The organism is Streptomyces sp. DT190, assembly GCF_049846985.1.
Classification (GTDB): domain Bacteria; phylum Actinomycetota; class Actinomycetes; order Streptomycetales; family Streptomycetaceae; genus Streptomyces.
The window spans coordinates 34680-48479 of sequence record NZ_JBNCNM010000012.1; the positions used below are offsets into that span (position 1 = coordinate 34680).

Consider the following 13800-nt stretch of genomic DNA (forward strand, 5'->3'; position numbering starts at 1 on the left):
ATATCGGACGAGGACTGAGAAATGGGAATCCGCAAGTACAAGCCGACTACGCCGGGCCGTCGCGGCTCCAGCGTCGCCGACTTCGTCGAGGTCACGCGGTCCACGCCGGAGAAGTCGTTGGTCCGCCCCCTGCACAGCAAGGGTGGCCGTAACAACTCCGGTCGTGTGACCGTCCGCCACCAGGGTGGTGGCCACAAGCGCGCCTACCGCGTGATCGACTTCCGTCGTCACGACAAGGACGGCGTGCCGGCGAAGGTCGCGCACATCGAGTACGACCCCAACCGCACCGCGCGCATCGCGCTCCTGCACTACGCGGACGGCGAGAAGCGCTACATCCTCGCGCCGCGTGGCCTGAACCAGGGCGACCGCGTCGAGAACGGTCCCGGGGCCGACATCAAGCCGGGCAACAACCTGGCCCTGCGCAACATCCCGGTCGGTACCACGCTGCACGCCATCGAGCTGCGTCCGGGCGGCGGCGCGAAGTTCGCCCGCTCCGCCGGCGCCTCGGTGCAGCTGCTCGCGAAGGAGGGCCAGATGGCCCACCTGCGCATGCCGTCCGGTGAGATCCGCCTGGTCGACGTCCGCTGCCGCGCCACCGTCGGCGAGGTCGGCAACGCCGAGCAGAGCAACATCAACTGGGGCAAGGCGGGCCGTAAGCGGTGGCTGGGCGTTCGCCCGACCGTCCGTGGTGTGGTCATGAACCCGGTTGACCACCCGCACGGTGGTGGTGAGGGCCGGACCTCCGGTGGTCGCCACCCTGTGTCCCCGTGGGGCAAGAAGGAAGGCCGTACTCGTTCGCCCAAGAAGGCGTCGAACAAGTACATCGTCCGCCGCCGCAAGACGAACAAGAAGCGCTAAGGACGGGTTGAGATGCCTCGTAGCTTGAAGAAGGGGCCCTTCGTCGACGACCACCTGATGAAGAAGGTGGACGCCCAGAACGAAGCGGGCACCAAGAACGTCATCAAGACCTGGTCCCGTCGCTCGATGATCGTGCCGGCCATGCTCGGCCACACGCTCGCGGTGCACAACGGCAAGACCCACATCCCGGTGTTTGTCACCGAGTCGATGGTCGGCCACAAGCTCGGCGAGTTCTCGCCGACCCGCACCTTCCGGGGCCACGTCAAGGACGACCGGAAGTCGAAGCGCCGCTAGTCGGCGGGGTGCAATCGACCATGACAGACACTGAAGGGACAACCATGGAAGCCAGGGCCCAGGCGCGGTACATCCGCGTCACGCCCATGAAGGCCCGCCGCGTGGTGGACCTCATCCGTGGCATGGACGCCACGGAGGCTCAGGCGGTCCTGCGTTTCGCCCCGCAGGCCGCGAGCGTGCCGGTCGGCAAGGTGCTGGACAGCGCCATCGCCAACGCCGCGCACAACTACGACCACACCGATGTCGACAGCCTCTTCATTTCCGAGGCCTACGTCGACGAGGGTCCGACCCTGAAGCGGTTCCGGCCGCGCGCCCAGGGCCGTGCCTACCGGATCCGCAAGCGGACCAGCCACATCACCGTGGTCGTCAGCAGCAAGGAAGGAACCCGGTAATGGGCCAGAAGGTAAACCCGCACGGGTTCCGGCTCGGTGTCACCACCGACTTCAAGTCGCGTTGGTACGCCGACAAGCTGTACAAGGACTACGTCAAGGAAGACGTCGCCATCCGTCGGATGATGACGTCCGGCATGGAGCGCGCCGGCATCTCCAAGGTCGAGATCGAGCGCACCCGTGACCGCGTGCGTGTGGACATCCACACCGCTCGTCCGGGCATCGTCATCGGCCGCCGCGGCGCCGAGGCCGACCGCATCCGCGGTGACCTCGAGAAGCTCACCGGCAAGCAGGTCCAGCTGAACATCCTCGAGGTCAAGAACCCCGAGACCGATGCCCAGCTGGTCGCCCAGGCCGTCGCCGAGCAGCTCTCCTCCCGCGTCTCCTTCCGCCGTGCCATGCGCAAGAGCATGCAGTCGGCGATGAAGGCCGGCGCCAAGGGCATCAAGATCCAGTGCGGTGGCCGCCTCGGCGGCGCCGAGATGTCCCGCTCGGAGTTCTACCGCGAGGGCCGCGTGCCCCTGCACACGCTCCGCGCGAACGTGGACTACGGCTTCTTCGAGGCCAAGACGACCTTCGGCCGCATCGGTGTGAAGGTCTGGATCTACAAGGGCGACGTCAAGAACATCGCCGAGGTCCGCGCCGAGAACGCCGCTGCCCGCGCCGGCAACCGCCCGGCCCGTGGTGGCAACGACCGCCCGGCCCGTGGTGGCCGCGGTGGCGAGCGTGGCGGGCGCGGTCGCAAGCCGCAGCAGGCTGCCGGCGCCGAGGCCCCCAAGGCCGAGGCTCCCGCCGCCGCTCCGGCTGAGAGCACCGGAACGGAGGCCTGACCGTCATGCTGATCCCCCGTAGGGTCAAGCACCGCAAGCAGCACCACCCCAAGCGCAACGGCATGTCCAAGGGTGGCACGCAGGTTGCGTTCGGCGAGTACGGCATCCAGGCGCTGACCCCGGCCTACGTGACGAACCGCCAGATCGAGGCGGCCCGTATCGCGATGACCCGCCACATCAAGCGTGGCGGCAAGGTCTGGATCAACATCTACCCGGACCGCCCCCTCACCAAGAAGCCCGCCGAGACCCGCATGGGTTCCGGTAAGGGTTCTCCTGAGTGGTGGATCGCCAACGTCAAGCCCGGACGTGTGATGTTCGAGCTGTCGTACCCCAACGAGAAGATCGCGCGCGAGGCCCTGACCCGTGCGGCTCACAAGCTGCCGATGAAGTGCAAGATCGTCAAGCGCGAGGCAGGTGAAGCGTGATGTCGGCCGGTACCAAGGCGTCGGAGCTGCGCGAGCTGGGCAACGAGGAGCTTCTCGCGAAGCTCCGCGAGGCCAAGGAAGAGCTGTTCAACCTCCGCTTCCAGGCGGCGACGGGCCAGCTCGAGAACCACGGTCGGCTCAAGGCCGTCCGTAAGGACATCGCGCGGATCTACACCCTGATGCGTGAGCGCGAGCTGGGCATCGAGACGGTGGAGAGCGCATGAGCGAGAGCAACGTGACTGAAGAGACCAAGACGGACCGCGGTTTCCGCAAGACCCGTGAGGGTCTGGTCGTCAGCGACAAGATGGACAAGACCGTCGTCGTCGCCGTCGAGGACCGCGTCAAGCACGCGCTGTACGGCAAGGTCATCCGTCGTACGAACAAGCTCAAGGCCCACGACGAGCAGAACGCCGCGGGTGTCGGCGACCGCGTCCTCCTCATGGAGACCCGGCCGCTGTCCGCGACCAAGCGCTGGCGCGTCGTCGAGATCCTCGAGAAGGCCAAGTAATTCCTGCGGGGCAAACCCGCAGGACAGTTCCGCCAGGCTCCGGGGGCTGCTCGGTGAGCGGCCCCCGGGGAACCGGCAGACAAACAGGAGATAGACGTGATCCAGCAGGAGTCGCGACTGCGTGTCGCCGACAACACGGGTGCGAAGGAGATCCTCTGCATCCGTGTGCTCGGCGGCTCCGGTCGCCGCTACGCGGGTATCGGTGACGTCATCGTCGCCACCGTCAAGGACGCGATCCCCGGTGGCAACGTGAAGAAGGGTGACGTCGTCAAGGCGGTCATCGTTCGCACCGTCAAGGAGCGCCGCCGTCCGGACGGCTCGTACATCCGCTTCGACGAGAACGCCGCTGTCATTCTCAAGAACGACGGCGACCCTCGTGGCACCCGTATCTTCGGCCCGGTCGGCCGTGAGCTGCGCGAGAAGAAGTTCATGAAGATCATCTCCCTCGCGCCGGAGGTGCTGTGAGCATGAAGATCAAGAAGGGCGACCTGGTCCAGGTCATCACCGGTAAGGACAAGGGCAAGCAGGGCAAGGTCATCGCGGCCTTCCCCCGTGAGGACCGTGTCCTGGTCGAGGGTGTCAACCGGGTCAAGAAGCACACCAAGGCCGGTCCGACGGCTCGCGGTTCGCAGGCCGGCGGCATCGTCACCACCGAGGCGCCGATCCACGTCTCCAACGTCCAGCTGGTCGTGGAGAAGGACGGCAAGAAGGTCGTGACCCGCGTCGGTTACCGCTTCGACGACGAAGGCAACAAGATCCGCGTTGCCAAGCGGACGGGTGAGGACATCTGATGGCTACCACCACCACTCCGCGTCTGAAGCAGAAGTACCGCGAGGAGATCGCGGGCAAGCTGCGTGACGAGTTCAAGTACGAGAACGTCATGCAGATCCCCGGCCTCGTCAAGATCGTGGTCAACATGGGTGTGGGCGACGCCGCCCGCGACTCCAAGCTGATCGAGGGCGCCATCCGCGACCTCACCACGATCACCGGTCAGAAGCCGGCCGTCACCAAGGCCCGCAAGTCCATCGCGCAGTTCAAGCTGCGTGAGGGCCAGCCGATCGGTGCCCACGTCACGCTTCGTGGCGACCGCATGTGGGAGTTCCTGGACCGCACCCTGTCGCTGGCGCTCCCGCGCATCCGCGACTTCCGCGGCCTGTCCCCCAAGCAGTTCGACGGCCGTGGCAACTACACCTTCGGTCTCACGGAGCAGGTCATGTTCCACGAGATCGACCAGGACAAGATCGACCGCACCCGGGGTATGGACATCACCGTGGTGACCACGGCGACCAACGACGCTGAGGGCCGCGCGCTCCTTCGTCACCTCGGCTTCCCCTTCAAGGAGGCGTGAGCGAGATGGCGAAGAAGGCTCTGATCGCGAAGGCTGCCCGCAAGCCCAAGTTCGGTGTGCGCGCGTACACCCGCTGCCAGCGCTGCGGTCGTCCGCACTCCGTGTACCGCAAGTTCGGCCTGTGCCGCGTGTGCCTTCGTGAGATGGCTCACCGTGGCGAGCTGCCGGGCGTGACCAAGAGCTCCTGGTAATCCCCACTTCAGGGATTCCGGAAGACTCTCGGTAAGCATCTGGGTGGACAGGGGCCCTCCCCGCATGGCTTAGGCTTGTGGGGTTGGGCGCCTGTCACGCCCGTACGACTTACTACGCCGTAGGTCCACCGCGCCGCACCCGTCCCGTCTCGGATCGGGGAGAGGGATGGCGCACCAGGAAACCCCGGCGAGAGAGGCCGAAGGCCAATTCATGACCATGACTGATCCGATCGCAGACATGCTTACGCGTCTGCGGAACGCGAACTCGGCGTACCACGACTCGGTGTCGATGCCGCACTCCAAGATCAAGTCTCACATCGCGGAGATCCTCCAGCAGGAGGGCTTCATCACGGGCTGGAAGGTCGAGGACGCCGAGGTCGGCAAGAACCTCGTCCTGGAGCTGAAGTTCGGCCCCAACCGTGAGCGCTCCATCGCGGGCATCAAGCGGATCTCCAAGCCCGGTCTGCGGGTTTACGCGAAGTCCACCAACCTGCCGAAGGTGCTCGGCGGCCTCGGCGTGGCGATCATCTCCACGTCCCACGGGCTCCTCACCGACAAGCAGGCCGGCAAGAAGGGCGTGGGTGGGGAAGTCCTCGCCTACGTCTGGTAGCGGAAGGGAACGGAGGAAACAGCTATGTCGCGCATCGGCAAGCTCCCCATCGCGGTTCCCGCCGGCGTGGACGTCACCATCGACGGCCAGACGGTCTCGGTCAAGGGCCCCAAGGGCACGCTGACCCACACCGTCGTGGCGCCGATCGAGATCGCCAAGGGCGAGGACGGCGTGCTCAACGTCACCCGCCCCAACGACGAGCGTCAGAACAAGGCCCTGCACGGCCTGTCCCGCACGCTGGTGGCGAACATGATCACCGGCGTGACCGAGGGTTACGTGAAGAAGCTCGAAATCAGCGGTGTCGGTTACCGCGTTGTCGCCAAGGGTTCGAACCTGGAGTTCTCCCTCGGTTACAGCCACCCGATCCTGATCGAGGCGCCCGAGGGCATCACCTTCAAGGTGGAGGCCCCCACCCGCTTCTCGGTCGAGGGCATCGACAAGCAGAAGGTCGGCGAGGTTGCGGCCAACATCCGCAAGCTGCGCAAGCCCGACCCGTACAAGGCCAAGGGCGTCAAGTACGAGGGCGAAGTCATCCGCCGCAAGGTCGGAAAGGCGGGTAAGTAAGCCATGGCATACGGGCAGAAGATCCTCAAGGGCGACGCCTACAAGCGCGCCGCGATCAAGCGCCGTCACATCCGGATCCGCAAGCGGATCAACGGTACGGCGGAGCGTCCCCGTCTGGTCGTGACCCGCTCCAACCGCCACATCGTGGCGCAGGTGATCGACGACCTGAAGGGCCACACCCTGGCGTCGGCGTCCACCCTGGACAGCTCGATCCGCGGTGGCGAGGGCGACAAGTCCGCGCAGGCCAAGCAGGTCGGCGCCCTGGTCGCCGAGCGCGCCAAGGCCGCCGGTGTCGAGGCTGTCGTGTTCGACCGTGGTGGCAACCAGTACGCCGGGCGCATCGCCGCCCTGGCGGACGCCGCCCGCGAAGCCGGGCTCAAGTTCTGAGCCGCTTGTAGCTAGCGGAAAGAGAGAGGTAATCCAATGGCTGGACCCCAGCGCCGCGGAAGCGGTGCCGGTGGCGGCGAGCGGCGGGACCGGAAGGGCCGTGACGGCGGCGCTGCTGCCGCCGAGAAGACCGCGTACGTTGAGCGCGTAGTCGCGATCAACCGCGTCGCCAAGGTTGTGAAGGGTGGTCGTCGCTTCAGCTTCACCGCGCTGGTCGTGGTGGGCGACGGTGACGGCACCGTGGGTGTCGGCTACGGCAAGGCCAAGGAGGTGCCGGCCGCCATCGCCAAGGGCGTTGAGGAGGCCAAGAAGCACTTCTTCAAGGTCCCCCGTATCCAGGGCACCATCCCGCACCCCATCCAGGGTGAGAAGGCTGCCGGCGTCGTGCTGCTCAAGCCCGCGTCCCCGGGTACCGGCGTGATCGCCGGTGGTCCGGTGCGTGCCGTGCTCGAGTGCGCCGGTATCCACGACGTGCTGTCGAAGTCGCTCGGCTCCGACAACGCGATCAACATCGTGCACGCGACCGTGGAGGCCCTGAAGGGTCTGCAGCGTCCCGAGGAGATCGCGGCCCGCCGTGGTCTGCCCCTGGAGGACGTCGCCCCCGCGGCTCTGCTGCGCGCTCGTGCCGGGGCGGGTGTGTGATCATGGCGCAGCTCAAGATCACGCAGGTCAAGTCCTACATCGGCAGCAAGCAGAACCACCGTGACACCCTGCGTTCCCTTGGTCTCAAGGGGATCAACACGCAGGTCGTCAAGGAGGACCGCCCCGAGTTCCGCGGCATGGTGCACACCGTCCGCCACCTCGTGACGGTCGAGGAGGTCGACTGATCATGGCGGAGCAGAACCCGCTCAAGATCCACAACCTCCGTCCCGCCCCGGGCGCCAAGACCGCCAAGACCCGTGTCGGTCGTGGTGAGGCGTCGAAGGGTAAGACGGCCGGTCGTGGTACCAAGGGCACCAAGGCCCGTTACCAGGTTCCGGAGCGCTTCGAGGGTGGGCAGATGCCCCTCCACATGCGCCTCCCGAAGCTGAAGGGCTTCAAGAACCCGTTCAAGACCGAGTACCAGGTCGTGAACCTCGACAAGCTCGCCGCGCTCTACCCCGAGGGTGGCGAGGTCACCGTCGAGGGTCTGGTGGCCAAGGGTGCCGTTCGCAAGAACGCGCTCGTCAAGGTCCTCGGCCAGGGCGAGATCTCCGTGGCGCTGCAGGTGACGGTCGATGCCGTCTCCGGCTCCGCCAAGGAGAAGATCACCGCCGCCGGCGGTTCCGTCACCGAGCTCGTCTGAATTCCACAGGCGTCTCGATGACCTGAGCGATCCCGACCGGGGATACCCCAACAAATGGGGTATCCCCGGTTGGTCGTTCCTAGGGCGGCAGTCTCGCCGGTAAGGTGGCCTGCACTGCCCTCTTTACACAGGGTGCTGCACTTCCGGCACTCTGAGCGGCAGTTGACCGTTACCTATTCGTCGAACCTCAAGACCGTCACCCTTGACGCAGTTGCGCGGGGGTCGCAGGAGGCACCGTGCTCACCGCGTTCGCCCGGGCGTTCAAGACGCCCGACCTGCGCAAGAAGCTGCTCTTCACGCTCGGCATCATCGTGGTCTACCGGGTCGGTACGCACATCCCGATCCCAGGCGTCGACTACCGGAACGTCCAGACCTGTATCGACAACGCCCAGGCCAACCAGGGCCTCTTCGGCCTGGTCAACATGTTCAGCGGCGGCGCGCTGCTGCAGATCACGATCTTCGCCCTGGGCATCATGCCGTACATCACGGCGAGCATCATTCTGCAGCTGCTGACCGTGGTGATCCCGCGCCTGGAAGCCCTGAAGAAGGAGGGCCAGGCCGGTACGGCGAAGATCACGCAGTACACCCGTTATCTGACGATCGCGCTCGCCATCCTCCAGGGCACCGGCCTCGTCGCCACCGCCCGCAGCGGCGCGCTGTTCCAGGGCTGCCCGGTGGCCAGCCAGATCGTCCCGGACCAGTCGATCTTCGTCACCATCACCATGGTCATCACGATGACCGCCGGTACGGCCGCCGTCATGTGGCTCGGTGAGCTCATCACCGACCGCGGCATCGGCAACGGCATGTCGATCCTGATGTTCATCTCGATCGCCGCCACGTTCCCGTCCGCCCTGTGGGCCATCAAGGAGCAGGGCTCCCTGGCCGACGGCTGGATCGAGTTCGGCACCGTCATCGCGGTCGGCCTCGTCATGGTCGGCCTGGTGGTCTTCGTCGAGCAGGCCCAGCGCCGTATCCCGGTGCAGTACGCCAAGCGCATGATCGGCCGCCGTTCCTACGGCGGTACGTCGACCTACATCCCGCTGAAGGTGAACCAGGCGGGTGTGATCCCCGTCATCTTCGCCTCGTCGCTCCTCTACATCCCCGCGCTGATCGCGCAGTTCGCCGGAGGCAACTCGGGCTGGAAGACCTGGATCGAGCAACACTTCGTCAAGGGCGACCACCCGTACTACATCATCACGTACTTCCTGCTGATCGTTTTCTTCGCGTTCTTCTATGTGGCGATCTCCTTCAACCCCGAGGAAGTCGCCGACAACATGAAGAAGTATGGTGGCTTCATCCCGGGCATCCGGGCTGGCCGACCGACCGCTGAGTACCTGAGCTACGTGCTCAACCGGATCACCTGGCCGGGTTCGCTGTACCTGGGTCTGATCGCTCTTGTGCCGACGATGGCGTTGGTTGGTTTCGGGGCAAACCAGAACTTCCCGTTCGGCGGGACCAGCATCCTGATCATCGTGGGTGTCGGTCTCGAGACCGTGAAGCAGATCGAGAGCCAGCTCCAGCAGCGCAATTACGAAGGGTTCCTCCGCTGATGCGTATCGTCCTCGTCGGGCCGCCGGGTGCCGGTAAGGGAACGCAGGCCGCGTTCCTGGCCAAGAACCTGTCGATCCCGCACATCTCCACGGGCGACCTGTTCCGGGCCAACATCAGCCGGCAGACGGAACTCGGCAAACTGGCGAAGTCCTACATGGACGCGGGCAATCTCGTGCCCGACGAGGTCACCATCGCCATGGCGAAGGACCGCATGGAGCAGCCGGACGCCGAGAAGGGCTTCCTGCTGGACGGCTTCCCGCGCAACGTCTCGCAGGCCGAGGCGCTCGACGAGCTGCTGGAGAGCGAGAGCATGCAGCTCGACGCGGTGCTCGACCTGGAGGTCCCCGAGGACGAGGTCGTCAAGCGGATCGCCGGCCGCCGCATCTGCCGCAACGACTCCTCGCACGTCTTCCACGTGACGTACAAGCAGCCGGCCAAGGAAGGCGTCTGCGACGTCTGCGGCGGCGAGCTCTACCAGCGGGACGACGACTCCGAGGAGACGGTCCGCACGCGGCTGGAGGTCTACCACACCCAGACCGAGCCGATCATCGACTACTACAAGGCCCAGGGCCTGGTGGTCACGATCTCGGCGCTCGGCAAGGTGGAGGACGTCACGACGCGCGCCATGGAGGCGCTCAAGCGTGGCGAGGACGGCAAGTAGCCGTCCGTACGCAGCTACGGCCGCGGTCCCCTCGGGGGCCGCGGCCGCTGTGTGGGCGGGGCCCTCGCCCGGCCCCGTATCGTTGAAGGCGTTCACCGTCGCCGAAGGTCCAGAAAGGCCGTAGCCCCCATGGTGCAGATCAAGAGCCCCGAGCAGATCGCCAAGATGCGTGAGGCGGGGCTGGTCGTCGCCGCCATTCACGCGGCGACCCGTGAGGCCGCCGTCCCCGGGGCCACCACCAAGGATCTGGACCAGGTCGCGCGCAAGGTGCTCGCCGAGCACAACGCCAAGCCGAACTTCCTCGGCTACGGCGGCTTCCCCGCGACCATCTGCACCTCGGTGAACGAGGTCGTGGTCCACGGCATCCCCTCCGACGACGTCGTCCTCAAGGACGGGGACGTCATCTCCATCGACTGCGGCGCGATCATCGACGGCTGGCACGGCGACGCGGCCTACACGGCCTTCGTCGGCTCCGGTCACGCCCCGGAGCTGATCGAGCTCTCCCGGGTGACCGAGGAGTCGATGTGGGCCGGCATCGCGGCCATGAAGCAGGGCAACCGGCTGGTCGACGTCTCCCGGGCCATCGAGACGTACATCCGCCGCCAGCCCAAGCCGGGCGGCGGCAAGTACGGGATCATCGAGGACTACGGCGGCCACGGCATCGGCACCGAGATGCACATGGACCCGCACCTGCTGAACTACGTCGACCGGCGCCGCGGCAAGGGCCCGAAGCTGGTGCCCGGGTTCTGCCTCGCGATCGAGCCGATGGTGTCGCTGGGGACGCCGCGGACGGAGGTCCTGGAGGACGACTGGACGGTCGTCACCACGGACGGCACGTGGTCCTCGCACTGGGAGCACTCCGTCGCCCTCACCGAGCAGGGGCCGCTGGTGCTGACGGCTCCCGACGGGGGCAAGGCGAAGCTCGCCGAGCTGGGTGTCCAGGCCGCGCCGGATCCGCTGGGCTGAGCGCCGTCCGCGACCGCGCGCCGGTGGGGCCGTTCACGCAGTTCCCCGCGCCCCTTCGGGGCGCGCTTAAAGCTCTTGCGGTACGGGCAGACTCTCTCGATTCGTGTTTCCGAGGGGCCTGACGTAGACTGACTCGTCGGCTCTTGTGTACCCGCATGTCTGCATGCGGGCCGCACTGAGTCGATCAAGGTAGTCGATTCGAAGGGCGAAGCGTGGCCAAGAAGCAAGGTGCCATCGAGATCGAGGGCACTGTCGTCGAGTCTCTTCCGAACGCCATGTTCAAGGTCGAGCTCCAGAACGGCCACCAGGTCCTGGCACACATCAGCGGCAAGATGCGTATGCACTACATCCGCATCCTCCCTGACGACCGGGTCGTGGTGGAGCTGTCTCCGTACGACCTGACGCGTGGCCGGATCGTCTACCGCTACAAGTAGATCTTGCCTGTGTCCCGGCGCCTCGTGCGCTCGGGCTGCCGGCACTGACCCGGAGAACCTCACCAATGAAGGTCAAGCCGAGCGTCAAGAAGATCTGCGACAAGTGCAGGGTGATCCGCCGTCACGGCCGGGTCATGGTCATCTGCGAGAACCCGCGCCACAAGCAGCGCCAGGGCTGACGCACGACCGATCCCTCTGCACCCATCGCAGAGATTCGCGCGACGCAAGCTGAATAGTTCATACGCAGGACCCAGACGGGCACCGATCCGTCTGACACCCCCGGTCGGAGGCCGGGGACCCAGTTCGTACCTGGTACGGCGGCTGGGATCCGGTTCTGCGGAAGACCTCCGTCAAGTAACTGGAGCCATTGAATGGCACGCGTTTCCGGTGTTGACATCCCGCGCGACAAGCGCGTGGAGATCGCCCTCACCTACGTGTTCGGCATCGGCCGGACCCTCTCGCAGCAGACGCTGGCCGCCACCGGCGTCGACCCGAACACCCGCGTTCGCGACCTCTCCGAGGAGCAGCTCGTCGCGATCCGCGAGTACGTCGACAACAACATCAAGACCGAGGGTGACCTCCGTCGCGAGGTCCAGGCCGACATCCGCCGCAAGGTCGAGATCGGCACCTACCAGGGTCTGCGTCACCGTCGTGGCCTGCCCGTCCGCGGTCAGCGCACCAGCACCAACGCGCGTACCCGCAAGGGCCCGCGTCGCGCCATCGCCGGTAAGAAGAAGCCGGGCAAGAAGTAGTCCACAGCGGACGCCTGTCCACGGTCTTCGCTGTAGGACCGACCACCTCCCGTAGGAGTAATAGATGCCCCCCAAGGGTCGTCAGGGCGCTGCCAAGAAGGTGCGCCGCAAGGAAAAGAAGAACGTCGCTCACGGCCACGCGCACATCAAGAGCACGTTCAACAACACGATCGTCTCGATCACGGACCCGTCCGGCAACGTGATCTCCTGGGCCTCCGCCGGCCACGTCGGCTTCAAGGGCTCCCGGAAGTCCACGCCGTTCGCCGCGCAGATGGCCGCCGAGTCGGCTGCGCGCCGCGCCCAGGAGCACGGCATGCGCAAGGTCGACGTGTTCGTCAAGGGCCCGGGCTCCGGTCGTGAGACCGCGATCCGCTCCCTGCAGGCCACGGGCCTCGAGGTCGGCTCCATCCAGGACGTCACCCCGACCCCGCACAACGGCTGCCGTCCGCCGAAGCGCCGCCGCGTCTGACGCGTCGCGCCGCTTCGCGGGCTGGGATTTCGGGCGGTACGGCTCCTTCGGGTCGTATCGCCCGTACCCTTGTCACTATCAGGGCGTCAAATAGCGGGCGCCCCTGACTGAAGGATCTGATCCACACATGCTGATCGCTCAGCGTCCCTCGTTGACCGAAGAGGTCGTCGACGAATTCCGCTCCCGGTTCGTGATCGAGCCGCTGGAGCCGGGCTTCGGTTACACCCTCGGCAACTCCCTGCGCCGGACCCTCCTCTCCTCGATCCCGGGTGCGGCGGTCACGTCCATCCGCATCGACGGCGTGCTGCACGAGTTCACCACCGTGCCGGGCGTCAAGGAGGACGTCACCGACCTGATCCTCAACATCAAGCAGCTGGTCGTCTCCTCGGAGCACGACGAGCCGGTCGTGATGTACCTGCGCAAGCAGGGCCCGGGTCTGGTCACCGCCGCCGACATCGCGCCCCCGGCCGGTGTCGAGGTGCACAACCCCGACCTCGTCCTCGCCACGCTCAACGGCAAGGGCAAGCTGGAGATGGAGCTGACGGTCGAGCGCGGCCGCGGTTACGTCTCCGCCGTGCAGAACAAGCAGGTCGGCCAGGAGATCGGCCGGATCCCGGTCGACTCGATCTACTCGCCGGTGCTCAAGGTCACGTACAAGGTCGAGGCCACGCGTGTCGAGCAGCGGACCGACTTCGACAAGCTGATCGTCGACGTCGAGACCAAGCAGGCGATGCGTCCCCGTGACGCCATGGCGTCGGCCGGCAAGACCCTGGTCGAGCTGTTCGGTCTCGCCCGCGAGCTGAACATCGACGCCGAGGGCATCGACATGGGCCCGTCCCCCACGGACGCCGCCCTGGCCGCCGATCTGGCGCTGCCGATCGAGGAGCTGGAGCTCACCGTTCGGTCGTACAACTGCCTCAAGCGCGAGGGCATCCACTCCGTGGGTGAGCTCGTGGCGCGGTCCGAGGCGGACCTGCTCGACATCCGCAACTTCGGTGCGAAGTCGATCGACGAGGTCAAGGCGAAGCTGGCCGGCATGGGCCTGGCCCTGAAGGACAGCCCGCCCGGATTCGACCCGACCGCCGCCGCGGACGCCTTCGGTGCGGACGACGACGCGGACGCCGGTTTCGTGGAGACCGAGCAGTACTGAGAGCTCGGGCCTTGCGGTCCGTACTCGGGTGCGGGTGCGCTGTGCCTGATCGCGCAGTTCCCCGCGCCCCTTCCGGGAGCGCCCCCTCGGGGTGGCTCCCGGATCTCTGACAGGCAACCGTCTGCTCA

Annotated in this window: 25 protein-coding genes; all 25 read left to right on the top strand. The window is 66.5% G+C overall.

Annotated elements, in window-relative coordinates:
• The first annotated feature begins 21 nt into the window (after nucleotides 1-21).
• Nucleotides 22-858 (top strand): 50S ribosomal protein L2, encoded by an 837-nt coding sequence (gene rplB / locus ACPXCS_RS21375; RefSeq protein WP_142193687.1) that lies wholly within the window; start codon nucleotides 22-24, stop codon nucleotides 856-858.
• A 12-nt stretch (nucleotides 859-870) separates the two neighbouring features.
• Complete coding sequence (rpsS, locus tag ACPXCS_RS21380) at nucleotides 871-1152, top strand: 30S ribosomal protein S19 (RefSeq protein ID WP_053759516.1); 282 nt, start codon at nucleotides 871-873, stop codon at nucleotides 1150-1152.
• A gap of 44 nt (nucleotides 1153-1196) precedes the next feature.
• On the top strand, nucleotides 1197-1544 hold the full coding sequence (gene rplV / locus ACPXCS_RS21385; protein ID WP_006130776.1) for a 50S ribosomal protein L22: 348 nt from the start codon (nucleotides 1197-1199) through the stop codon (nucleotides 1542-1544).
• Nucleotides 1544-2371 (top strand): 30S ribosomal protein S3, encoded by an 828-nt coding sequence (rpsC, locus tag ACPXCS_RS21390; protein WP_311680329.1) that lies wholly within the window; start codon nucleotides 1544-1546, stop codon nucleotides 2369-2371. The genes rplV and rpsC overlap by 1 nt, the downstream gene beginning before the upstream one ends.
• 5 nt (nucleotides 2372-2376) lie before the next feature.
• Complete coding sequence (gene rplP, locus ACPXCS_RS21395) at nucleotides 2377-2796, top strand: 50S ribosomal protein L16 (protein ID WP_003992362.1); 420 nt, start codon at nucleotides 2377-2379, stop codon at nucleotides 2794-2796.
• Nucleotides 2796-3020 (top strand): 50S ribosomal protein L29, encoded by a 225-nt coding sequence (gene rpmC, locus ACPXCS_RS21400; protein WP_003974259.1) that lies wholly within the window; start codon nucleotides 2796-2798, stop codon nucleotides 3018-3020. The genes rplP and rpmC overlap by 1 nt, the downstream gene beginning before the upstream one ends.
• Nucleotides 3017-3304 (top strand): 30S ribosomal protein S17, encoded by a 288-nt coding sequence (gene rpsQ, locus ACPXCS_RS21405; protein WP_010036717.1) that lies wholly within the window; start codon nucleotides 3017-3019, stop codon nucleotides 3302-3304. Before rpmC ends, rpsQ begins: the two co-directional genes overlap by 4 nt.
• Nucleotides 3305-3400: 96 nt before the next feature.
• Nucleotides 3401-3769, top strand: coding sequence for a 50S ribosomal protein L14 (gene rplN, locus ACPXCS_RS21410; RefSeq protein WP_003998823.1), 369 nt, complete (start codon nucleotides 3401-3403; stop codon nucleotides 3767-3769).
• A gap of 2 nt (nucleotides 3770-3771) precedes the next feature.
• Nucleotides 3772-4095 (top strand): 50S ribosomal protein L24, encoded by a 324-nt coding sequence (gene rplX, locus ACPXCS_RS21415; protein WP_010036713.1) that lies wholly within the window; start codon nucleotides 3772-3774, stop codon nucleotides 4093-4095.
• A complete protein-coding gene (rplE, locus tag ACPXCS_RS21420; protein ID WP_023547375.1) occupies nucleotides 4095-4652 on the top strand; it encodes a 50S ribosomal protein L5 in 558 nt (185 codons plus the stop codon). The genes rplX and rplE overlap by 1 nt, the downstream gene beginning before the upstream one ends.
• Before the next feature lie 5 nt (nucleotides 4653-4657).
• Nucleotides 4658-4843 (top strand): type Z 30S ribosomal protein S14, encoded by a 186-nt coding sequence (locus tag ACPXCS_RS21425; RefSeq protein ID WP_003956452.1) that lies wholly within the window; start codon nucleotides 4658-4660, stop codon nucleotides 4841-4843.
• A gap of 211 nt (nucleotides 4844-5054) precedes the next feature.
• Nucleotides 5055-5453 (top strand): 30S ribosomal protein S8, encoded by a 399-nt coding sequence (rpsH, locus tag ACPXCS_RS21430; protein WP_014674378.1) that lies wholly within the window; start codon nucleotides 5055-5057, stop codon nucleotides 5451-5453.
• Nucleotides 5454-5477: 24 nt separating this feature from the next.
• On the top strand, nucleotides 5478-6017 hold the full coding sequence (rplF, locus tag ACPXCS_RS21435; protein ID WP_386349685.1) for a 50S ribosomal protein L6: 540 nt from the start codon (nucleotides 5478-5480) through the stop codon (nucleotides 6015-6017).
• A 3-nt stretch (nucleotides 6018-6020) separates the two neighbouring features.
• Nucleotides 6021-6404, top strand: a complete 384-nt coding sequence (rplR, locus tag ACPXCS_RS21440) for a 50S ribosomal protein L18 (protein ID WP_010036704.1) — start codon at nucleotides 6021-6023, stop codon at nucleotides 6402-6404.
• A gap of 36 nt (nucleotides 6405-6440) precedes the next feature.
• Nucleotides 6441-7046: a 30S ribosomal protein S5 gene (gene rpsE, locus ACPXCS_RS21445; protein WP_058923758.1), complete on the top strand. Its 606-nt coding sequence runs from the start codon at nucleotides 6441-6443 to the stop codon at nucleotides 7044-7046.
• A 2-nt stretch (nucleotides 7047-7048) separates the two neighbouring features.
• A complete protein-coding gene (gene rpmD, locus ACPXCS_RS21450; RefSeq protein ID WP_003974250.1) occupies nucleotides 7049-7231 on the top strand; it encodes a 50S ribosomal protein L30 in 183 nt (60 codons plus the stop codon).
• Between the two features lie 2 nt (nucleotides 7232-7233).
• Complete coding sequence (gene rplO / locus ACPXCS_RS21455) at nucleotides 7234-7689, top strand: 50S ribosomal protein L15 (RefSeq protein ID WP_094054456.1); 456 nt, start codon at nucleotides 7234-7236, stop codon at nucleotides 7687-7689.
• A gap of 236 nt (nucleotides 7690-7925) precedes the next feature.
• A complete protein-coding gene (gene secY, locus ACPXCS_RS21460; RefSeq protein ID WP_309095769.1) occupies nucleotides 7926-9239 on the top strand; it encodes a preprotein translocase subunit SecY in 1314 nt (437 codons plus the stop codon).
• Entirely contained in the window at nucleotides 9239-9901 is a 663-nt protein-coding gene (locus tag ACPXCS_RS21465) for an adenylate kinase (RefSeq protein ID WP_425948536.1), read from the top strand. Before secY ends, ACPXCS_RS21465 begins: the two co-directional genes overlap by 1 nt.
• Nucleotides 9902-10030: 129 nt before the next feature.
• Nucleotides 10031-10867 carry a type I methionyl aminopeptidase gene (gene map, locus ACPXCS_RS21470; RefSeq protein ID WP_425948534.1) on the top strand — a complete coding sequence of 279 codons (837 nt, stop codon included), beginning with the start codon at nucleotides 10031-10033 and terminating at the stop codon, nucleotides 10865-10867.
• A 212-nt stretch (nucleotides 10868-11079) separates the two neighbouring features.
• The gene (infA, locus tag ACPXCS_RS21475) at nucleotides 11080-11301 is read left to right on the top strand and encodes a translation initiation factor IF-1 (RefSeq protein ID WP_003948620.1); all 222 of its coding nucleotides are present in this window, start codon (nucleotides 11080-11082) and stop codon (nucleotides 11299-11301) included.
• Nucleotides 11302-11366: 65 nt separating this feature from the next.
• Complete coding sequence (gene rpmJ, locus ACPXCS_RS21480; RefSeq protein WP_003998809.1) at nucleotides 11367-11480, top strand: 50S ribosomal protein L36; 114 nt, start codon at nucleotides 11367-11369, stop codon at nucleotides 11478-11480.
• A gap of 192 nt (nucleotides 11481-11672) precedes the next feature.
• Nucleotides 11673-12053 carry a 30S ribosomal protein S13 gene (gene rpsM / locus ACPXCS_RS21485; protein WP_386349700.1) on the top strand — a complete coding sequence of 127 codons (381 nt, stop codon included), beginning with the start codon at nucleotides 11673-11675 and terminating at the stop codon, nucleotides 12051-12053.
• Between the two features lie 64 nt (nucleotides 12054-12117).
• A complete protein-coding gene (gene rpsK, locus ACPXCS_RS21490) occupies nucleotides 12118-12522 on the top strand; it encodes a 30S ribosomal protein S11 (RefSeq protein WP_003956432.1) in 405 nt (134 codons plus the stop codon).
• A gap of 127 nt (nucleotides 12523-12649) precedes the next feature.
• Nucleotides 12650-13672, top strand: a complete 1023-nt coding sequence (locus ACPXCS_RS21495) for a DNA-directed RNA polymerase subunit alpha (protein ID WP_003966937.1) — start codon at nucleotides 12650-12652, stop codon at nucleotides 13670-13672.
• Nucleotides 13673-13800: the final 128 nt, after the last annotated feature.